Here is a 20,690-nt window from a genome sequence, read left to right as displayed (position 1 = left end):
ACCTATTCATAGTGTTATGTCTCTTTTTTGTTATATGCCGAGTGTTAACTTTAAAAAGAAAATCAGTTTTGTTGTTTTCTATGGCAAGTATATTACTGGCGACGTCAGTTCATTTTATGTGGTTAAAGCAAACGGATATAACAAGGCTAGATAATGATGAAATATCAGTGAGACTAATGCCTGATACGATTAAAATTGATGGCTCTTTACTAAGGTTTGAGGGAGTAGATGAGAGCGATAACTCCAAAGTATTAGTGACCTATGTTTTAAAAGAAGAATCAGAAAAACAATACTTTAGCAAGTTGTCATCGTGTGTTCTGATTACAGGAAAAGGGACTACTCAGGAAATCGCGTCGAAACGAAACTTAAATGGATTTGATTATCAACGCTATTTAGACATAATAGGCATTCGTCAAAAAATTAAGTTAGAAGAAGTAGACTCTGTGACACCAGTTAGTCCAACTTGGATTCATCCAATTATCCGATTAAAGGAAATAAGACGCAAAGGAATTGTTTATACTGAGAAGCAATTTGAACCGCTAACGGCTCTTTACATCAAAGCTTTATTATTTGGTTATAAAGAAAATAACCCAGAAGGATTTCAAAATACTTGGCGAGACCTAGGTATTGCTCATTTATTTAGTTTATCTGGTATGCATATCTATTTTTTTATTTTTTTATTTGAATTTATTTGTTTAAGTTTTGGGATGACACGAGAGAAATTATTTTCTTGCTCCTTTTTATTTGTTTTATGTTTGGTTGTCTTAACAGGAACGGGTACGGGAATGGTTAGAGCGGGGATTCAGTGGCTAATCAAACAAATCAATCAGAAATTTGGTATAGGGTTTAGCCAGTTAGATTGTTGGTCAATAGCTTTGTTTTTGAATTGCTTGATAACGCCTTATGTGTTGTTAACAGTTGGAGGGCAATTAACTTATTATTTAACTTTTCTAATTATTATGATTTATCCACTGTTTTCTAAAACAAAAAATAATCATTTAAAAAACTGGTTATTTAGTATGGTGCTTTCTTGGTTATCCTTACCTTTGATTTGGTTTCACTTTTATGAGTGGAATCTATTAACGTTTGTATTAAACACAATAATCGGCTCTTTGTTATTTCTTTTTGTATTACCTTTGTTGCTAATTTGTTTTGTGCTGTCTTTTTTGTGGGAGAGCCGCACTTTTATCATTGTTGAAAGAATACTAATAGCTATCCAACAAGTAGGGATTACATTAAGTGATTTAAGTTTTTTTAGAATAGTGACTGGTAAAATACCTTTAATTCTCTTAGTTTTAGTTATTGGTTGCCAGTTTTATTGGCTAATAAATTGGGAGTCAGGAAATAAGGTTTTTGGGCGACTGAGCTTAAGCTTACTATTACTAACAGGTTTAGTTCCTTTTTGGAAATATATTAATCCTCAAGGAATGATTGCTTTTATTGATGTTGGTCAAGGAGATGCTATTTTTGTGCAACTTCCTTTTCACCAAGGGAATTATTTATTAGATACTGGTGGTGTCTTAGGTTATGAAAAAGAAGAGTGGCAACAAGGAAGTGATAAAAGGGGTGCTGACTATACAGTGATACCTTTTTTAAAAAGAAAAGGGGTTAAGTCTTTGGATGGCGTTTTTATTTCCCATGCCCATGAAGATCATTTTGGTGACTTAGATAGAATTAGTGAAGAGATAGATATTAAGTGTGTTTTATTCGGTCCAGGAAGCTATCAACAAACTAATTTTAAAAAAGCACTCGAAAAAGAATCATTAGTGAAAAGTCAGAAAAAAGTTATAACCAATAAAAATTATTGGCAGCAAGGGGGAATGACCTTAGATTGTCTTTATCCAATTCATAAAGGAGATGGCCAAAATAACGATTCACTTGTTATGAAACTTAATCTTAAACAAACTAGTATTTTATTGACTGGTGATTTAGAAAAAGAAGGAGAAGACGAACTACTAAGAAACCAAGACTTAGATTTATCTGCTGACATTTTGAAATTAGGTCATCACGGTAGTAAAACCTCAAGCCACCCCTTATTTATAGAAGCAGTTAATCCTGAAGTAGGGATTATTTCATGTGGGCTACATAATCGTTATCAACACCCGTCTGAAAGTACACTTGAAAATTTAGAGGATAGAGGTATTAATTATTTTCGAACTGACCAAAATGGAATGATTTATAGTACTTGGTGGTATTGGGGGAAGGGCTTGTCTCATGTTAAAACGTTAAAATAATAGAAGTAACTTTTTTCTAAATATGTTAGGATATAGAAAGAAGTAGGATGGTGGGAGAATGACGTTGCAAACAGAATTAGCAAAAATTAGAAAAAAAGACTTTAGTCATGTGTACACTTTGCTGGGGACAGAAAGTTATCTAATAGAAACCTTTAAAAAGGAATTAAAGGAAAATGTTTCTTTAGATGAGGCAGATGATTTAAATATAATCACTTTTGATATGAATGAAATAGAACTAAGTGAAGTAATCCATGAAGCTGAAACAATTCCTTTTTTTGGTGATTACAAAGTTATTTTTGTAGAAAATCCTTATTTTTTAACGGCAGAGAAAAAAAAGTCGGACTTAACACATGATACAGTTGCTTTAGAAGCTTATTTGAAAAATCCATTAGAGACAACTATATTAGTTTTTGTTGTAAGTGTTGAAAAAATGGATGAACGAAAAAAAGTTGTAAAGCTTTTGAAAAAAGAAAGTCTTGTTGTAGATGTTAGTCCAATGACTGAAAAAACAATTATTCCATATGTTGGAAGCTACATAGAAAATGAAGGATACTCTATGGACAAACAGGCTTTTGAGCGCATGATGTATTTGACGAATATGAATCTTAGCCAAATGATGAATGAATTAAATAAGCTGTTTCTTTATAAAGTGGAATCTAAACAAATTACTAAAAATGATATAGAAGAACTAATACCTAAATCTTTAGAGCATAATATTTTTGATTTAAACCAATATGTTTTAGGGAGTAAACCAGAGAAATCTTTGTTGTTATACCAAGATTTATTGGTAGGAGGGGAAGAAACAATTAAAATTCTATCTATTTTAATTGGGCAAATACGCTTACTCCTTCAAGTGAAAATACTTGTTGAAATGAACTATCAACAAAGTAATATAACGGATACACTTAAAATCCATCCTTATAGAATTAAGTTAGCGGTACAACAATCAAGACCGATGGAATCTAAAAAACTTGGTGAAATGATGAATGAGTTGATAGAATTAGATTATCAAATAAAAACAGGTCAGATAGATAAAGAGTTGGGATTTGAATTGTTTTTACTCAAACCGAGGTAAATAAAAAACTTGCGAAGCAACTAGCTAAAAGCGTAGTTAATTTGCAAGTTTTTTTATTATGCTAATTTTTTAGCTAAACGAGATTTTTCGCGGTTAGCTTTGTTTTGATGGATAAGTCCTTTTGCAGAGACTACATCAATTTCTCTAGTAGCAGCAACTAATAATTCTTGTTGGTTATCAGCGTTAGCTTCTACAGCTTTTTCAAATTTTTTCACAGCAGTACGCATTTTGCTTAATTTAGCTGAGTTAGCTTCATTAGATTTCTCGCTAGTACGTACGCGTTTGATAGCAGATTCGATGTTTGGCATTTAAGTTCACCTCCGGCATAGAGTTTATATTTGTAAAACAAATATAATCAACATTCTCATTATACAGAATGACTATTGAGTTTGCAATAATTAATCGAAAAAGTTGTGATTAAATTGGAATAATTCCAATACCGATAATTCCAGGACCTGAATGGACACCTAAAACAGGGCTAGCATCACCAAAATAAAAATGACGGTAGTTTGTTAACGTCTCTTTAAGCTTGTCAGCTAGTTTATGGGCTTCTTCTTTATCTACTCCAAAAGAAATAGCTAAATCGTAAGAATTAAAACCAGCAGCAGCTTTTTCAATTTGCTCAATAATTTTATTTAAACTCTTGTTTCGACCACGAGCTTTAGTAACGGTGTAATAAACGCCCTCATCATTACAAGAAATAACAGGGTTTAGGTTAAGAGCGGTTCCTAAAAAGGATGATACTAACCCAATACGACCACCTTTTTTTAGATATTCTAATGTTGGAATACTAAAAAAGATTTTACTTTTATCAGCAACATCAAGACCAATTGCTTTTAATTGATTAAAAGGAGTACCAGCATCAATTTCTAATTTCATGTAAGCCCCTTGAACGCCAGCACCCATTCCGATATTTTTAGTATCAACAATAAAGCTTTCGATTTCAGGATGATCTTCTAAAATCAAACGAAGAGCATTATGAGTACCGCTTAAACCACTTGAGATAGTTAAACAAGCAATTTTGTTATAACCTTCATTTTTAATTTGTTCAACTAAATCTTCTACATATGAAATAGTTGGAAGGGAAGTTGAAGGGATTTCTTCATCTAGGCGATCATATACTTCTTTTGAACTAATTTCTATTTTATCTAAATAAGTTCTATCTTTGTAAATGATATTAAGGGGAGCAACAAAAACGCCACCTCTTTCAATAATTTCAACTGGTGTATCCATGGCTGAATCTACAAGTAATGCGATTTTTTCAGTCAATTTATTTTTCCTCCGTCTGTTGTTGAGATAATAAGTAGTTTAAATTTCTCTCAGTCATTAGTTTTGCTACAAAAGTTGTACAGGCCATTTGAACAGGAGCGTAGTCATCTTTAATTTGTTCAATGGTAATATCTTGTTTGTCTTCATTGATAAAATAAGTAATCGTATTTTCTAAATGTTGACAAAAGAAGTCGTAAGCATCTTTTGGGCTTGTCAAAGCGATTTGGAACTCAATCCCATTTTTTATGTCGGGTATTTCAAAAGCTTGTTTTAATATGGTGAAAATAATAATTCGTGCCAAATGATTTTTAGAATATTTTTTTTTGTAAGGCTTAGGAACTAATTTTAACTTCACATAATTATTAATCATGGAAGGGGTGATTGGTTTAGTATGTTCCAAACGAATATCATGAGTGTATTTTTCAACATATTTAACTAATTGATCCATATAGATATCAATTTCTGGTAATTCATCCCATCTTGGAAGCGAGACCTTAAGTAAGTTTTTTTGCCACGTTTCAGGGGTTTTTGATTTCTCCATAAATAAACTCCTTTTGATTCATCTAGTCATGAGAACTATATCATAAGATTATGGAGATTACAATGAATGACAATTAAAAAAACCACTAGAAAGCCTAGTGGTTTAACAATCTATTTTTCTATTGGAAGTTTACCGAGCATTCTTAGTCCATTTAAAATAACTAAAATCGTACTGCCTTCGTGTCCGATAACACCTAGTGGTAGGTTAATGACTTGGAAAAAGTTTGATACGATAAGAATAGCAATAACAGATAAAGAGAAAACAATGTTTTGAGTGACGATTCTTTTTAATTTTAATGAAAGTTGATGACTCATAGCGAGTTTTTCTAAATTGTCTTTCATCAAAACGATATCAGCAACATCAATCGCGATATCTGTCCCTTGTCCCATGGCAATACCAATAGAGGCGTTTGCTAAAGCAGGGGCATCGTTGACACCGTCACCAATCATTGCATTTGTTCCAACTCTTTCTTTTTGTTCTTTGATAAAGATGGTTTTGTCCTCTGGTAAACAATCAGCTAAAACATGGTCAATCCCAATCATTTTAGCAACGGCTTCTGCGGTTTGATGATGATCACCTGTTAACATAGTGGTGTCAATGCCTTGTTTTTTAAAGTATTGAATGGTTTTAATAGCATCTTCTTTAGGAACATCTAACAAACCAAAGAAGGCAATAACTTCATCATTTTTAGAGAGATAAATAACTGTTTTACCTTGATCTTGTAAGGCTGCTGTTTGAGAAGCTACATTACTATTTAATGGAGATGAAGAAACAAATTCAGCATTTCCAATTTTCCATGAGTTATGATTTTCTGTTGCTAACATACCAGAGCCAGTAACATCTTGAATATCTAGACTTACTTTTTCAGTTACATCCGCTGAAAATTTAGTTGTGATAGCATTTGCTAGTGGATGTGTTGATTCTGTTTCTATAGCAACCAGGGTATTAATTACCTTTTCTTTATTATCAACTAAGAAGAATTCATCTGTTACAACTGGAAATCCTTTTGTTAAAGTTCCTGTTTTGTCAAAAGTAATGGCTTTTAAGTCCGCTAATGCTTCTAAATAGATACCACCTTTAAAAAGAACACCATTTTTTGCTCCATGAGAAATAGCAGCAAGTGTAGCAGGTGTTGCTGAAGCTACTAGGGCACAAGGTGAAGCAACTACTAATAGAACCATTCCGCGATAAAAACTTTCATTAAAAGTCCATCCTAATAGGAGATAAGGAATCAGAATCGCTAAGGGAACAATGATTAAAACAGCTTTAACATAAATATTTTCAAAATTACTTAAAAAACTAGCTGTTTTAGAAGGTGTATTTTGGGCTTCATCAACTAATTGGATGATCTTACTAAACAAAGTATCTTTTGATTCTTTTGATACTTGCATTTTTAGGGAGTTACCAATGTTAATGGTTCCAGCAAATAAATTATCTTGTTTACGTTTTTCATTTGGAATGGATTCGCCAGTGATAGCAGCTTCATCAATTGAAGCGTGATCGGTTAGCAGTGTGCCGTCAATTGGAACACTAGCTCCTTTAGGAACGATTAAAAAATCACCAATTTTTAATTCTTTAACAGGTACTTCAGTTGTTTGTCCATTCTCATTTAGTAAAAAGGCATTCTCAGGCTGAATCTCCATTAAACTTTCAATTTCTTTTTTACTTTTATTAGTTGTAAATTCTTCTAGAGACCCACTTAATGAGAAAATAAACGTTAACATAATCCCTTCAAAATAGTATGAAATTGTACAAGCTCCGATAGCAGCAAGTGCCATAAGTAAATCGACATTTAAGTGACGTTCTTCGATAGTGTCAATAATACCGTCCTTTGTTTGATGAAAACCGCCGATAATCATTCCAATTACAAAAATATAAGGGTATAGGGTTCCACCAGTGTTTTGATTAATTAATCCGGCAACCATTAAAACACCACAAACAACAGTTGCTACCATACTACTTCTTTCTTTTATATAAGTCATGTTCATTCCTCCTACGATTTAAGTGTAACATAGATAATTCTAGATTGGAATCATTATAATGTAGATAGGAATGATAGTCATTATCATTGAGAATGACTATAAATAAGTAACAAAAAAACTCTCCTTTTGATAAAGGAGAGTTTGATTCTTATGTGAAAAGTAGCCAATAGGCGATAATGATTGTTCCAAGTCCGATTCGGTACCAACCGAATACTTTGAAATCATGTTTTTTGATATAACTCATTAAGAATTTGATAACAATAATTGAGACAACAAAAGCCACAATTGAACCAACTAATAAAAGAGTTGTTTGAGTGACATCAAAACTATTACCAGCTTTTAAAAACTTGATAATTTTTAGTGCACTCGCACCAAACATAACAGGAATTCCTAAAAAGAAAGTGAATTCTGCTGCGACATAACGAGAACAACCAAAAATCATAGCTCCAATGATAGTAGCGCCAGAACGAGAAGTACCAGGAACCATTGCTAGAACTTGAAAAAGTCCAATGATGATTGCTGTTTGATAACTTAGACTACCTAAAGTTGAGGTAGTAGGTATTTTATCTTTATTTTTGTTTTCAATAACGATAAAGAGAACCCCATAAACGATTAACATGATAGCAACAGGTAAGAAGTCATGAAAGTTATCTTCTAAGAAATCGTCAATGAAGGGACCAATCAATGCGGCAGGTACTGAAGCTGCTGCTACTTTAAACCATAAAGTCCATGTCGCTTTCTTTTGTCCTTCTGTTTTTGAAGGAGAGAAGGGGTTTAGTTTGCTGAAGTATATAACAACTACGGCTAAAATAGCTCCGAGTTGAATAACTACATTAAACATTTTCATAAAATCTGCTGAAGCATCTAACTTAATGAATTCATCGAATAGAATCAGATGTCCAGTACTACTGATAGGAAGCCATTCAGTAATCCCTTCGACTATCCCTAAAAAGATTACTTTAAGTATATTAATAAAATCCATTTTTCCAATCCCTTCTAAAATAAATGTAACTAATGATTATAGTTTAGTTGAAAAATGAAAAGAAAACCAGTCATTTTTTCTAACAATTTTGTTAGATGAAAAAACTGACCTGTGAATAGGTCAGTTTCAATATTAATTAAAAAAAGGATTTGTTTCTTTTTCACGACGAATCGTCGTTTGTGGGCCGTGACCTGGATAGGCACGATAACTTTCTGGTAAGGTAAATAGTTCTTTTCTAATAGCGTCTAGTAACTGTTGACCGTTTCCCATAGGTAAATCAGAACGACCGACACTACCTCTAAATAACGCGTCTCCAGTTACAACAAAATCATCAAAGATAAAACTAACACTACCAGGAGAATGGCCAGGAGTTGGTACTACTTTGAAAGTCATATCACCAAGTGTATATGTTTCGTAATTAGTAAATTCAAATTCAGAAGGACGACAAACCACATCTGGAATATCATCATGTCTAACAAGACCAGATAAATTTAAATTAGGATCTGTTAACCAATCTTGTTCAATTGGACTAATGTAAACCGGAATGTTGTAGTGAGAACGAATCTCTTCTAATGCACCAATATGGTCATAATGAGCATGAGTTATTAATACTGCTACAGGTGAGACTTCGCGGGCAGTAATTTCATCAATAATTTTATGTGAATCATTTCCTGGATCAACAATTAAAGCGTGCTTGTCATTATGGATAACATAACAGTTTTCTTCAATTGGACCAGTCGGTATTTGTTTAACAGTAATCATTTCGAGTACCTCCTTAGTTATAAGAGGTATTATAACTGAAAGTAGGGGACTTTTTCAAAAAATCAATCTGCACTTGAATAATATTGAATGCTATCATGAAGTTTTTGTGTAGCTTCAGCACCTGCTTTGTTATCGTAATAAGCTTTAAAACGTTCATCAAAAAGATACATTTCAGCTAAAGAAATGTGTATTTCAGGAGTTAAATCTAGTGTATAAGATAACCATTTTTGATGAAGTTGATAGATTGAAAATGCTGTATCTGAAGGGATAACAACTTCTTCTTTCAATAGATTTATTAGTTTTTCTTCGATTAAAACTTGTTCTTCTAATAATTCTTCTTTGCTAAGTTTTAAAAATTTTTCTTCAGATTGATTAAGTGATTCCTCACCGTATTTGCTAATCACTTCTTTTCCATATTTTGATCTGTTTTTTTGGATTTCTTTTTCTTTAAAAGCTTTGAAACGTTCTGAGTCAGTCATTTTCAATTCTCCTTTGGCTTCTTTTATTGTTTTTTCCATTAAGGTAATAACATGATTTAAGTGTTTTTTCTTCTCTAATAAAGCTTGATGTTGAGCCGTAAAAAAGGTCAGTTGATCCACTTCTTTGTTTAAAAGAATTTCTTTTATCTCTTCAAGTGAGAAATCTAGTTCTTTTAAAAAGAGGATTTCTTGTAATAATTTAGTTTCCTCTTCACCGTATAAGCGATAACCAGAATCAGTGATTTTAGCAGGTTTAAGTAAGTCGATTTTGTCGTAGTATCTAAGGGTTCGTGTTGTAACACCTGATAAATTAGCTAAGTCTTTAATTTTGTACATCTTATTCACCTCTTAGATTGATTATAAAACTTGACGTAAGGTTAATGTCAAGTTTAAAAAAGAGTTTTTATTTTAGATAAAATCAGTATAATGAATATATAACTAAATAAGGAGGGCCTTATGGAGAATAAAAACCAGCAATTATTACTTTCCCTTCGTTTTATTCCTTTTGTGTTAACTAATGGAATGAATTTATTTCCAGTGCTGATTTTAGCTCAATTATTTTTGAAGCATCGAGATATAGATAAATATGTATTGCCTTTAATATTATATTTTAGTTTTAAAACAACGGTGTTATTTTTGGTTAGACTAAAACCGGTTACAGTGAATCATTTGTTACAATTTGCCATTATTATAGGGATCATTGGATCTTTTTTAGGTAGCCTATATGAATTAAATTTATATTTTGGTTTAATAGCCGGATCCTTAATTGGAATTTGTTCGGGATTATTATACCCAAGTTTTTTAACGGTACAGTTTCATGAAAAAACATATAATAATTTTTCAACCGGAAAAAAAGATCAGTTATACTCGATTGGATTTGCATTTGTTTATTCTTTAGTTCTATTTTTATTATTAAAAAATTCATTGCCGCTGACATTTTTCTTTTTAGGTTGTTCTCTTATTTTATTACTTTTTATTTTGAGAGCTTACCCGGCTTATGAAATCGAAGAGGAGATGGAAGAGCCTAGTTATCCTGTTTTTGAAACTTTGTTTTTCTTTATCACTGGCTTTTTTGTGATATTTATTATCAAAGCTGATAAAAAACTTGGTATAGCGGAATCTTTACCTATTTTCTTTGTTTTTTTAGGAACTTTACTTATTTTATATTTATTTTTTGTGAAACGGACTAAACCAGAAAGGCGTTTAACATCACTTCAAACACGAATGATCATATATAAAGGAATGTTAACTAATTACATTTTAGTTTTCTGTACTTTTTATCAACTGATTAAAGAAGGTGGAATGGCGATTAATAAAATTTACATTATTTATTTAATCGCAATAACTTTAGCTCCGATGATTTATGCATGTCTACTTAAAAAGTTTTTAGAGAATAAAGTGACGGATGTTATCGCAATAGGAATAGCGTTAGGTTTTATATTGATGTTGTGGTCTTATACATTTTATTTTGGGGTCTTAGTATTAACCATTTTTACGTCACAGTTAAATTTAAGGTTAAATCAATTAGTTTATACAGAAGCCAATTTGCCGAAGGATTACCGATTATTGGCTAAGTACCGATTAACTAATGTAGGGAGTATTTTGCATCAATTAATTATGATGTTCGTGATGTATGTGGGGACGTTACTATTTAAAAATGTGACAATTGATGAAATTTTGCAGTCTTATACATACAAAAATGTAGATGAATCAACTTTTCAAACAATGGATATGACTAAATTTGTGTTAATAGCAGGATTTTTAATAGCCTTGTTTATTTTGCAAAAAGCCTATAACAAAGAAAAAACAGTCTAGACTAAGTAGACTGTTTTTTTTCTCTTATAAGTAACCATAAATTTAAACTTGAAAGCATTAAGAAAAGTGCTGTTGTTTTTTCAGGACCAAACCAATGTACTGCACTAGTGGCAAGGTGGGCTACTATAGTTAACAAAATAATACTAAAAGTAGCAATAAAATAATTTTTAGCATTTTTAAATTGTACATGGTGTTTAATAGTATAGAGTACATAAGGAATAGTATCTAAAAACATCCAAATAGCTGAAAGAACTAGTAATATTACTGGATTTGTAATGATGTTTAATATTAGAAGAACACCAATTCCTATGTTTACCATTGCTGTATAGACAAAAGAAATAGGTCCTTTTTTATTATTTCGATCAGCAGAATCTAAACAAAGAAAAATATTAAAATTCAAGAAGCCCTTTAATATTGCAATTAATCCAATAATAATCATTAACTCAACAGAACTCGCTGTATGGCTGATAAAGAGATAGAGACTTACTATTGTCATTATTAAAACACTTACTATATTGATCCATTCGTAATTATCTAAAAAATAAATTAGCGTTTTTATTTTTTTGGTCATATTAATCACTCCTTATCGCAAAACGAACTTTATCATTTTAGCATGAAAAGAAGGATTTTGAAATATCAAAAAGGTTACATTAAATGAGTAGTATTATTCCAGTCGACAATTTCATAATCAGTTGTATTTTCTTTTGATTTAATAACAGTAATACTTGTATTGTCTAGTAAACGTCCACTTCTTATGTCTTCGATAGAAGAACCATCTAAATGTTTTAATAAGCTTTGTAAGGTTAAACCATGAGAGACAACTAAGATGTTTCCATCAGGATAATCATTAGAAATTTGATTAAAAACTGACTTACTTCTATTAATTAATTCTTCAAAAGATTCTCCTCCGCATATACTAGGGTCATATAAATGAGGACGATGAACCAGATTTTGAAATTCTTCCAAGTGATGATAGTCTTCTTCGGGCTTCCCGTCCCAAATACCAAATTCCATTTCTCTTAAATCATTAATAGTAGTAATCTCTAATTTATTATTAAGCCCAAGTAGAATATTTTTGGCTGTGTCTTGTGCTCTTTTTTGAGGGCTAACAAAACAAGCATTAAAATCTACATCAGAGAGATAAGTTCCGACTTTTTTGGCATTTTCAATCCCTTCAGGCAATAGGGGAGAATCAGCTAGGCCACCTTGAAATACTCGGTTTAAGTTGAATTCTGTTTTTCCGTGTCTGACACAATAGAAAGTTGTCAAAAAATCACTCCTTAATTAATTTTTAATATATTTATATTATAGTAGAAACTTTCTTTAAAGTAAAAATATGTATTTATAAACTTTATGGTTGTAAAATGTTGGTAATTAGGTTATATTTATAAAGGTGTTAAAAACACTAATCCACATCAACTGTGATTTTAATAGTGGTGCTAAATTACTTTTAGTTCTATTAAGAGAAGATGCAGCTTGAGAGGGAAATACAAAAAACCAATTGGAGGAAACACAACATGGCAGTAATTTCAATGAAACAGTTACTAGAAGCTGGTGTACATTTCGGTCACCAAACTCGTCGCTGGAACCCAAAAATGAAGAGATACATCTTCACAGAAAGAAACGGAATCTACATTATCGACTTACAAAAAACAGTTCGTTTAGTAGATGACGCTTATAACTACATGAGAAATGTAGCTGAAGAAGGCGGAATCGCTTTATTCGTAGGTACTAAAAAACAAGCTCAAGAAGCTATTAAAGATGAAGCTATCCGCTCTGGTCAATACTATGTAAACCACAGATGGTTAGGTGGAACTTTAACTAACTGGGATACTATCCAAAAACGTATCGCTCGCTTAAAACAAATCAACAAAATGGAAGAAGATGGAACTTTTGAAGTTCTACCTAAAAAAGAAGTTGTTGGTTTAAACAAAGAACGTGAACGTCTTGAAAAATTCTTAGGCGGTATCGCTGATATGCCAAGAATTCCTGATGTAATGTTCATCGTTGACCCTCGTAAAGAGCGTATTGCTGTTCAAGAGGCTCATAAATTAAATATTCCAATCGTGGCTATGGTTGATACTAACTGTGACCCTGATGAAATCGACGTAGTTATCCCATCTAACGATGACGCTATCCGCGCGGTTAAATTAATCTCAGCTAAAATGGCAGATGCATTCATCGAAGGCCGTCAAGGTGAAGATGAAGTAAGTGAAGAAACTTTCGCTGCTGAAGAAACAACTGAAGCATCTTCAATCGAAGAAATCGTTGAAGCTGTTGAAGGAAGCAACGCTGAATAATCTTAAAAAATAAAATTGGCTGTCTTAGGCTACGGGTCAAGGTGAACAAAGTAGCCGTTTGTCTCTATGCTTAAGGCAGTTTTTTGTTAATTAATTAAAACAATCGGAGGAATAATACATGTCTACTAAAATTACAGCCGCTATGGTAAAAGAATTACGTGACTTAACTGGTGTTGGTATGATGGATGCTAAACGTGCGTTAGTTGAAGTTGAAGGACACTTAGAAAATGCTATTGATTTATTAAGAGAAAAAGGAATGGCTAAAGCTGGTAAGAAAAACGACCGTATCGCTGCTGAAGGTTTAGCTAACGTAGCAGTAAACGGAAACGTTGCTGCAATCGTTGAAATTAACTCAGAAACTGACTTCGTTGCTAAAAACGAATTATTCCAAAACTTAGTTAAAGAAGTTGCAGAATTAATCGCTGCTAACAAACCAGCTGATATGGATGCTGCAATGGCTATTAAAACTGAAAAAGGAACAATTGAAACTGATTTAATCGAAGCTCAAACAGTTATCGGTGAAAAAATTAGCTTCCGTCGTTTTGAAATCGTTGAAAAAGGTGACAACGATGCATTTGGTGGTTACTTACATATGGGCGGAAAAATCGCTGTATTAACTACTTTAGAAGGAACAACTGACGAAGAAGCAGCTAAAGACGTTGCTATGCACGTTGCAGCTATCAACCCTCGCTACGTTACTAAAGACGAAGTTTCTGCTGAAGAGTTAGAACATGAGAAAAAAGTTTTAACTGAACAAGCATTAAACGAAGGTAAACCAGCTAACATCGTAGAAAAAATGGTAATGGGAAGAATGAGCAAATTCTTAGCGGAAGTTTGTTTAGTTGACCAACCATTCGTTAAAGATCCAGACATGACTGTTGAAAAATTCGTAGCTTCTAAAGGTGGAACTGTTAAAGGTTTCGTACGTTTTGAAGTTGGTGAAGGAATCGAGAAACGTGAAGAAGATTTCGCAGCTGAAGTTGCAAGCCAAATGAAATAACAACAAGTTGATGGGAACGCATTTATTATCAATATGATATTTGCGCTCCTTTTTTTTAGGGAAAAATGACTAATTTTGTTTATAATATGATAAAATTATGATGGATATTAAACGGAGGGAATTATAATGACAGAACCAAAGTATCGCAGAATATTACTAAAAGTTAGTGGAGAGGCCTTAGCTGGAGAGCAAGGTTTTGGTATTAACCCACCAGTCGTGAATGAATTAATGAAAGAAATTAAGGAAGTTCATGGATTAGGTGTAGAAGTAGCTATCGTTGTAGGTGGTGGTAATATTTGGCGTGGTAATATTGGCGCTGAAATGGGTATGGAAAGAGCGCAAGCTGATTACATGGGTATGTTAGCAACTGTAATGAACGGTTTAGCGTTACAAGATACACTTGAAAATCATGGCGTTCCGACTCGTGTCCAAACATCGATCGAAATGCGTCAAATTGCAGAACCATACATCAGACGTCGCGCTGTTCGCCATTTAGAAAAAGGCCGTGTGGTTATTTTTGCAGGTGGTACTGGTAATCCGTACTTCACAACAGATACTACAGCAGCCTTAAGAGCTGTAGAAATCAATGCAGATGTTATTTTAATGGCTAAAAATAATGTAGATGGTGTTTATTCAGCTGATCCTAAATTAGATGCGTCAGCAACTAAATTTGAAGAATTAACTCATTTAGACGTTATATCAAAAGGTTTATCAGTAATGGATTCAACAGCAAGTAGTTTAAGTATGGACAATGACATTCCGTTAGTTGTGTTTAATATCAATGAACCAGGTAATATCAAACGAGTTTGTTTAGGTGAACAAATCGGAACAACTGTAAGGGGGAAATAATATGGCAAACGCAGTATTAAATGAAGCTAAAGACAAAATGACAAAATCTGAAGAGAGTTTATCTCGTGAGTTAGGTCAAATTAGAGCAGGTAGAGCTAATGCTAGTCTTCTAGACCGCATTCAAGTTGATTATTACGGAGCACCAACTCCACTTAATCAAATCGCTGGAATTTCTATTCCAGAAGCACGTGTATTAATGATTACACCATTTGATAAAAGTGCTTTAGAAAATATCGAAAAAGCAATTTTAGCAAGTGATATCGGAATTAGCCCAACTAATGATGGTTCAATTATCCGTTTAGTGATTCCTCAGTTAACAGAAGAACGTCGTAAAGAGTTAGCTAAAGAAGTAGGTAAATACGGTGAGAATGCGAAAGTTGCTGTAAGAAACATTCGTCGTGATGCTTTAGATGAATTGAAAAAAATGGAAAAAGCAAAAGAAATTTCTGAAGATGAATTACGTACTTTAGAAAAAGATGTTCAAACTTTAACTGATGCTAGTACAAAAAATATTGATGGCATTGTAGCAACAAAAGAAGAAGAACTTTTAGAAGTATAAATAATCAAAGTCGTGGAATAAAGTCTCTTTTTCCACGATTTTTATTTTTTATAATTATGTTTTTCTTAAATAATCTGATATTTTTCTTTTTATATAGGCTTTTTAAGGAGCATTTGCTACAATAGTAAAGATAGTTTAAGTAATTTAGTCTTTTAGGGGGCTTTTTAATGTTTAATTTGTTTAAAAATAGTCAAAAAAATGAAGGTGTATCTGACACCTTTGATAAGAGTAAACCAGTGCCGCGACATATCGCTGTTATTATGGATGGCAATGGCAGATGGGCACAAAAAAGAATGATGCCACGCATTGCTGGACATAAAGAAGGAATGAACAACGTTAAGGTTATTACGAAACATGCAAGTCGTATGGGGGTAAAGGTGTTAACATTGTATGCTTTTTCAACAGAAAACTGGAAAAGACCAACTGAAGAAGTGGATTTTCTAATGAAGTTACCAGTTGATTTCTTTGATGTGTTTGTACCTGAATTAATCGAAGAAAATGTGAGAGTTCAAGTTATGGGATATCAAGAGTACTTACCGTCTCATACTCAGAAAGCAGTTCAAAATGCGATTGAGCAAACGAAAGATAATACAGGTATGATTTTAAACTTTGCGCTTAATTATGGAAGCCGCGCTGAAATTTTAACCGCAGTTAATGAACTGGTTGAATTAGCTAAATCAGGAGAACTTGATGGTGAGGTAACTGAAGAAGATTTATCTAATCACTTAATGACTGCAGATTTAGGACCTGAGTTGAGAGATCCAGATTTAATGATTCGCACAAGTGGAGAAGAAAGAATTAGTAATTTCTTATTATGGCAAATTGCGTATAGTGAACTCTTTTTTACGGAAAAATATTGGCCTGATTTTTCGACAGCTGATTTTGATGAAGCCATCGGGTCATTCCAGGCAAGAAATCGTCGATTTGGAGACGTAAAAGCAAAATAATGAAGGAGATTTTACAATGAAACAACGTATTATTACAGCAGTTGTGGCTTTAATATTCTTTATTCCGTTAGTCGCAATTGGAGGAATGCCGCTTCAAGTTTTAGCAGCAGCTATGGCTGGAGTAGGTGTTTATGAATTATTTAATATGAAAGGCTTAGAGATTAAGAGCTTAGAAGGAGTTCTAGCTATTTTAGCAGCAGTTGCTTTAGTATTACCTCGAGCAACTTGGTTTAATTTTTTACCAGAAACAGTGACTAATATGACCTTATTTTATACCATTATTATGTTAATTTTAATGGTCCCTGTTTTTTCAAAAAATACTTACACATTTGATGATGCTGCTTTTCCTGTGATTGTCAGCTTATATGTAGGGTTTGGTTTTCAAAATTTCACATTAGCTAGAGAATCTGGTGTTCCGGTGTTAATGTTTGCTTTATTAGTTGTTTGGTCAACTGATATTGGTGCTTATTTCTGTGGAATGAAGTTTGGAAAAAATAAATTAGCGCCACATATTTCACCTAATAAAACCATTGAAGGCGCATTAGGTGGAGTCCTATGTGCTGTCATTGTTGCCGTTATTTACCTATCGTTTTGGCCAATGGCATATAGCTTATGGATTATGTTACCATTAACAGCTCTATTTTCAGTTGTCGGGCAAATGGGAGATTTGGTACAATCTGCTTATAAACGCCATTATGGTGTGAAAGATTCAGGTAATATTTTACCAGGACATGGTGGAATATTAGACCGTTTTGATAGTTTACTATTTGTTTTTCCTTTAATGCATTTAGTTGGACTATTTTAGAACTAAGTTTAGGAAGGAATTAATTTAATGATCGGAACTATAATTACATTTATATTTGTTTTTGGATTGATTGTCCTTGTTCATGAATTTGGTCACTTTATTTTTGCCAAACGAGGTGGCATTTTAGTTAGAGAATTTGCTATTGGAATGGGACCGAAATTGTTTTACCATCGTAAAAATGGAACAACTTATACGATAAGAATGTTACCAATTGGTGGGTACGTCAGAATGGCTGGTGAAGGAGAAGAGGAAGTAGAACTTGCTCCAGGAATGCCTGTTTCTCTTGTGTTGAATGAGGAAGGGATTGTCACGAAGATTAATCCGAATAAAAAAATTCAGTTACCTAATAGTATTCCAGTCGAATTAATTAAACATGATTTAGTGGATGACTTGTATATTATTGGATATGAAAATGGGGATGAATCTGCTGAGAAAAGATTTACAGTAGCTCATGACGCAACTATCATTGAAGAGGATGGAATTGAAACGCAAATTGCACCAAGAGACGTTCAATTTCAATCAGCTTCATTAGGTCGTAGAATGATGACTAACTTCGCTGGTCCAATGAATAACTTTATTTTATCTTTTGTTTTATTTACAATTGTTGCTTTTATGCTAGGCGGTGTCTACACTAATTCAAATGTTGTTGGTAAAGTCGTTGAAAATAGTGTAGCTGAAAAAGCAGGTATAAAAGCAGGAGATAAAATAGTTGAAGTTAACGGAAAAGAAACAGCTACTTTTGAAGCTGTTTCAACTGAAATAGCTCCAAATCCAAATAAAGAAGTCAAACTTGTAATTGAAGATAAAGCAGGTAAAAAGACAGAAATGACTGTTGTACCGACTGCTTCAAAAGAAGACCCTAAACAAGGTGTCTTAGGATTTGGTAGAGAATTCAAAGAGTTATCGTTATTAGAGAAGTTTAAATATGGAGTAACAGAAACCTTAGCTAATTCATTAATGATTTTTAAAGCCTTAGGAAATTTAATAGCTGATTTTAGTTTAGATAAATTAGGCGGACCAGTTATGATTTTTAAAGCTTCTGAGCAAGTTTCAAATAGTGGTTTAATAGCTATTTTATCATTTACAGCGATGTTATCAGTTAATTTAGGAATTATGAATTTAGTTCCGATTCCAGGATTAGATGGCGGAAAGTTAACGTTAAATATCTATGAAGGACTAAGAGGGAAACCTTTAAGTCAAGAAAAAGAAGTGATGATTACAATGATTGGTGTTGGTATCCTATTGTTGTTAATGATTGCTGTAACGTGGAATGATATTCAACGGTTTTTTATTAGATAATTAGTTAGGGGAAAGGGAGTTTGTTAAAATGAAACAATCAACATTTTTTATGCCGACACTAAGAGAAATTCCAAGTGACGCAGAAGTTATTAGTCATCAGATGTTATTACGTGGAGGGTATATTCGTCAGGTGTCTAGTGGTTATTATAGCTATTTACCATTAGCATTTCGTGTTATTAAGAAATTAGAAAGTATTATGCGCGAAGAATTTGATAAAATTGGTGCTAATGAGATGTTATTACCTGCAGTTGTACCAGCTGAGTTATGGAAAGAGTCAGGTCGTTATGAAACTTATGGTGATGCTCTATTGAAACTAAATGATTCAAATGGCAAAGATTTTTTATTAGGTCCTACCCACGAAGAAACATTTACAGATTTAATTCGAAATGAAATTAGTTCATACAAAAAGTTACCAATTTCACTTTATCAAATTCAACCCAAATATCGAGATGAAAAACGTCCTCGATTTGGTTTGCTTCGTGGCCGTGAATTTATCATGAAAGATGCCTATTCTTTCCATAGTTCTAAAGAAAGTCTAGACGAAGGATTTAGAGATTTCGAACAGGCTTATATGAATATTTTTGAAAAATGTGGTCTTGATTACCGAGTGATTATTGGTGATGGTGGGGCAATGGGAAGTAATGATTCTAAAGAATTTATGGGAATTTCTGAAATTGGTGAAGATACTGTCGTTTATTCAGATGGTAGTGATTATTCTGCTAACTTAGAAATGGCTACTAGTCTATACACAGGTAAAAAATCTCATGAACCTCTTTTAGAACAAGAGAAGATTGCAACTCCTAATATTGGAACTATCCAAGAATTAGCAGAGCATCTAGATATGCCTACAGAAAAAACAATCAAATCACTACTATTAATGGCAGATGGCACTCCTGTGATGGTTTTATTACGTGGAGACCATGAACTAAATGAAGTGAAACTAAAAAATTATTTAAATGCAGACTTTTTAGAAGTAGCAACAGAAGAAGAAGCACAAAAATACTTAGGAGCTAACTTTGGTTCTTTAGGTCCTGTTGGCTTATCAGAAGATATCAAATTAGTAGCAGACTATTATGTGGAAGATTTAGCTAATAGTGTAGTTGGAGCTAATGAGGATGGTTTTCATATAATGAATGTGACAGCTGGTCGTGATTTTACAGTTGAAGCATTTGAGGATTTCAGATTAGTACAAGAAGGAGAACCTTCACCAGATGGACAAGGCTCTTTAAAATTTGCTCGTGGGATCGAATTAGGTCATATATTTAAATTGGGCACATTTTACAGTGAAAAAATGGGCGCAACTGTTTTAGATGAAAACGGTCGCGAAATTCCAGTTCAAATGGGATGTTACGGAATTGGTGTCAGTCGTTTACTTGCAGCTATAGCTGAACAATATGCAGACGAATCAGGTATTAATTGGCCAAAAGGGATTGCTCCTTTTGATGCTCATATTATTCCGATTAATCCCAAAGATGAGATTCAGTGGGCTTTAGCATTAGAGATTGAAGCTGAGATGGCGTTACAAGGTTTAGATACTTTATTGGATGATCGAAAAGAACGTCCTGGCGTTAAATTCAAAGATGCTGATTTAGTGGGAGCACCATTTAGAATTACGATTGGTAAAAAAGCTGAAGAAGGTATTGTTGAAGTTAAAATCAAAAAAACCGATGAAATGTTAGAAGTTAGAAGAGAAGAACTATTCCAAACATTAAGCATTTTAAATAATTAAATAAAAGGATCTTTAGCAACCCTTTTGCTAAGGTCCTTTTTCATGTAAACTAGATGAGAAAGT

General features: G+C 33.0%; 20 protein-coding genes. 11 read left to right on the top strand and 9 right to left on the bottom strand.

Annotated elements, in window-relative coordinates; translation table 11 throughout:
- Positions 1–80: 80 nt before the first annotated feature.
- On the top strand, positions 81–2,234 hold the full coding sequence (locus ACODH8_RS00445; RefSeq protein ID WP_420517388.1) for a DNA internalization-related competence protein ComEC/Rec2: 2,154 nt from the start codon (positions 81–83) through the stop codon (positions 2,232–2,234).
- A gap of 58 nt (positions 2,235–2,292) precedes the next feature.
- A complete protein-coding gene (gene holA / locus ACODH8_RS00440; protein WP_332464897.1) occupies positions 2,293–3,309 on the top strand; it encodes a DNA polymerase III subunit delta in 1,017 nt (338 codons plus the stop codon).
- A 56-nt stretch (positions 3,310–3,365) separates the two neighbouring features.
- Here the strand turns inward: holA and rpsT are convergent, their stop codons facing one another.
- The 7 genes from rpsT to ACODH8_RS00405 form a co-directional block, all read right to left on the bottom strand.
- Entirely contained in the window at positions 3,366–3,617 is a 252-nt protein-coding gene (gene rpsT / locus ACODH8_RS00435) for a 30S ribosomal protein S20 (RefSeq protein ID WP_206966732.1), read from the bottom strand.
- 109 nt (positions 3,618–3,726) lie between these two features.
- Complete coding sequence (locus ACODH8_RS00430) at positions 3,727–4,578, bottom strand: DegV family protein (protein ID WP_332464896.1); 852 nt, start codon at positions 4,576–4,578, stop codon at positions 3,727–3,729.
- Between the two features lies 1 nt (position 4,579).
- Positions 4,580–5,119: a DUF1836 domain-containing protein gene (locus ACODH8_RS00425; protein ID WP_332464895.1), complete on the bottom strand. Its 540-nt coding sequence runs from the start codon at positions 5,117–5,119 to the stop codon at positions 4,580–4,582.
- A gap of 110 nt (positions 5,120–5,229) precedes the next feature.
- A complete protein-coding gene (locus ACODH8_RS00420) occupies positions 5,230–7,101 on the bottom strand; it encodes a heavy metal translocating P-type ATPase (RefSeq protein ID WP_332464894.1) in 1,872 nt (623 codons plus the stop codon).
- Positions 7,102–7,249: 148 nt separating this feature from the next.
- Complete coding sequence (locus ACODH8_RS00415) at positions 7,250–8,083, bottom strand: undecaprenyl-diphosphate phosphatase (RefSeq protein WP_332464893.1); 834 nt, start codon at positions 8,081–8,083, stop codon at positions 7,250–7,252.
- Between the two features lie 132 nt (positions 8,084–8,215).
- Positions 8,216–8,842, bottom strand: coding sequence for an MBL fold metallo-hydrolase (locus ACODH8_RS00410; protein ID WP_332465023.1), 627 nt, complete (start codon positions 8,840–8,842; stop codon positions 8,216–8,218).
- Between the two features lie 65 nt (positions 8,843–8,907).
- Complete coding sequence (locus ACODH8_RS00405) at positions 8,908–9,660, bottom strand: MerR family transcriptional regulator (protein WP_332464892.1); 753 nt, start codon at positions 9,658–9,660, stop codon at positions 8,908–8,910.
- Positions 9,661–9,780: 120 nt separating this feature from the next.
- On the opposite strand from ACODH8_RS00405, the gene ACODH8_RS00400 reads away from it, so the two are divergent.
- Positions 9,781–11,139 (top strand): hypothetical protein, encoded by a 1,359-nt coding sequence (locus ACODH8_RS00400; RefSeq protein WP_332464891.1) that lies wholly within the window; start codon positions 9,781–9,783, stop codon positions 11,137–11,139.
- A gap of 1 nt (position 11,140) precedes the next feature.
- Here ACODH8_RS00400 and ACODH8_RS00395 read toward each other — a convergent pair whose 3' ends face one another.
- A complete protein-coding gene (locus ACODH8_RS00395) occupies positions 11,141–11,710 on the bottom strand; it encodes a hypothetical protein (protein ID WP_332464890.1) in 570 nt (189 codons plus the stop codon).
- Positions 11,711–11,784: 74 nt separating this feature from the next.
- Positions 11,785–12,408, bottom strand: a complete 624-nt coding sequence (locus ACODH8_RS00390) for a histidine phosphatase family protein (RefSeq protein WP_332464889.1) — start codon at positions 12,406–12,408, stop codon at positions 11,785–11,787.
- Between the two features lie 248 nt (positions 12,409–12,656).
- On the opposite strand from ACODH8_RS00390, the gene rpsB reads away from it, so the two are divergent.
- From rpsB to ACODH8_RS00350, 8 genes are all read left to right on the top strand, one after another.
- Positions 12,657–13,439 carry a 30S ribosomal protein S2 gene (rpsB, locus tag ACODH8_RS00385; RefSeq protein ID WP_332464888.1) on the top strand — a complete coding sequence of 261 codons (783 nt, stop codon included), beginning with the start codon at positions 12,657–12,659 and terminating at the stop codon, positions 13,437–13,439.
- A 118-nt stretch (positions 13,440–13,557) separates the two neighbouring features.
- Complete coding sequence (tsf, locus tag ACODH8_RS00380) at positions 13,558–14,439, top strand: translation elongation factor Ts (protein WP_332464887.1); 882 nt, start codon at positions 13,558–13,560, stop codon at positions 14,437–14,439.
- 126 nt (positions 14,440–14,565) lie between these two features.
- The gene (gene pyrH / locus ACODH8_RS00375) at positions 14,566–15,288 is read left to right on the top strand and encodes a UMP kinase (RefSeq protein ID WP_332464886.1); all 723 of its coding nucleotides are present in this window, start codon (positions 14,566–14,568) and stop codon (positions 15,286–15,288) included.
- A 1-nt stretch (position 15,289) separates the two neighbouring features.
- Complete coding sequence (frr, locus tag ACODH8_RS00370) at positions 15,290–15,847, top strand: ribosome recycling factor (protein WP_332464885.1); 558 nt, start codon at positions 15,290–15,292, stop codon at positions 15,845–15,847.
- A gap of 167 nt (positions 15,848–16,014) precedes the next feature.
- On the top strand, positions 16,015–16,794 hold the full coding sequence (locus ACODH8_RS00365; RefSeq protein ID WP_332464884.1) for an isoprenyl transferase: 780 nt from the start codon (positions 16,015–16,017) through the stop codon (positions 16,792–16,794).
- Positions 16,795–16,810: 16 nt separating this feature from the next.
- Positions 16,811–17,599, top strand: a complete 789-nt coding sequence (locus tag ACODH8_RS00360) for a phosphatidate cytidylyltransferase (protein WP_332464883.1) — start codon at positions 16,811–16,813, stop codon at positions 17,597–17,599.
- A 30-nt stretch (positions 17,600–17,629) separates the two neighbouring features.
- Complete coding sequence (gene rseP, locus ACODH8_RS00355; protein ID WP_332465022.1) at positions 17,630–18,898, top strand: RIP metalloprotease RseP; 1,269 nt, start codon at positions 17,630–17,632, stop codon at positions 18,896–18,898.
- 28 nt (positions 18,899–18,926) lie between these two features.
- Positions 18,927–20,627, top strand: coding sequence for a proline--tRNA ligase (locus ACODH8_RS00350; RefSeq protein ID WP_332464882.1), 1,701 nt, complete (start codon positions 18,927–18,929; stop codon positions 20,625–20,627).
- Positions 20,628–20,690: the final 63 nt, after the last annotated feature.

This window comes from Vagococcus fluvialis, assembly GCF_048815235.1.
Taxonomy (GTDB): domain Bacteria; phylum Bacillota; class Bacilli; order Lactobacillales; family Vagococcaceae; genus Vagococcus.
Note: the sequence above shows the minus strand (reverse complement) of the source record. Positions and strands in the feature narration are given on the sequence as shown.

Excerpts from the sequence above, each read along its gene's own strand:
- ACODH8_RS00445 (WP_420517388.1), top strand. The coding sequence starts at position 81 with ATGGCAAGTATATTACTGGCGACGTCAGTTCATTTTATGTGGTTAAAG.
- ACODH8_RS00420 (WP_332464894.1), bottom strand. The coding sequence starts at position 7,101 with ATGACTTATATAAAAGAAAGAAGTAGTATGGTAGCAACTGTTGTTTGT.
- ACODH8_RS00360 (WP_332464883.1), top strand. The coding sequence starts at position 16,811 with ATGAAACAACGTATTATTACAGCAGTTGTGGCTTTAATATTCTTTATT.
- frr (WP_332464885.1), top strand. The coding sequence starts at position 15,290 with ATGGCAAACGCAGTATTAAATGAAGCTAAAGACAAAATGACAAAATCT.
- ACODH8_RS00365 (WP_332464884.1), top strand. The coding sequence starts at position 16,015 with ATGTTTAATTTGTTTAAAAATAGTCAAAAAAATGAAGGTGTATCTGAC.
- ACODH8_RS00415 (WP_332464893.1), bottom strand. The coding sequence starts at position 8,083 with ATGGATTTTATTAATATACTTAAAGTAATCTTTTTAGGGATAGTCGAA.
- pyrH (WP_332464886.1), top strand. The coding sequence starts at position 14,566 with ATGACAGAACCAAAGTATCGCAGAATATTACTAAAAGTTAGTGGAGAG.
- ACODH8_RS00405 (WP_332464892.1), bottom strand. The coding sequence starts at position 9,660 with ATGTACAAAATTAAAGACTTAGCTAATTTATCAGGTGTTACAACACGA.
- ACODH8_RS00400 (WP_332464891.1), top strand. The coding sequence starts at position 9,781 with ATGGAGAATAAAAACCAGCAATTATTACTTTCCCTTCGTTTTATTCCT.
- rpsB (WP_332464888.1), top strand. The coding sequence starts at position 12,657 with ATGGCAGTAATTTCAATGAAACAGTTACTAGAAGCTGGTGTACATTTC.
- ACODH8_RS00350 (WP_332464882.1), top strand. The coding sequence starts at position 18,927 with ATGAAACAATCAACATTTTTTATGCCGACACTAAGAGAAATTCCAAGT.
- tsf (WP_332464887.1), top strand. The coding sequence starts at position 13,558 with ATGTCTACTAAAATTACAGCCGCTATGGTAAAAGAATTACGTGACTTA.
- ACODH8_RS00425 (WP_332464895.1), bottom strand. The coding sequence starts at position 5,119 with ATGGAGAAATCAAAAACCCCTGAAACGTGGCAAAAAAACTTACTTAAG.
- ACODH8_RS00395 (WP_332464890.1), bottom strand. The coding sequence starts at position 11,710 with ATGACCAAAAAAATAAAAACGCTAATTTATTTTTTAGATAATTACGAA.
- rpsT (WP_206966732.1), bottom strand. The coding sequence starts at position 3,617 with ATGCCAAACATCGAATCTGCTATCAAACGCGTACGTACTAGCGAGAAA.
- holA (WP_332464897.1), top strand. The coding sequence starts at position 2,293 with ATGACGTTGCAAACAGAATTAGCAAAAATTAGAAAAAAAGACTTTAGT.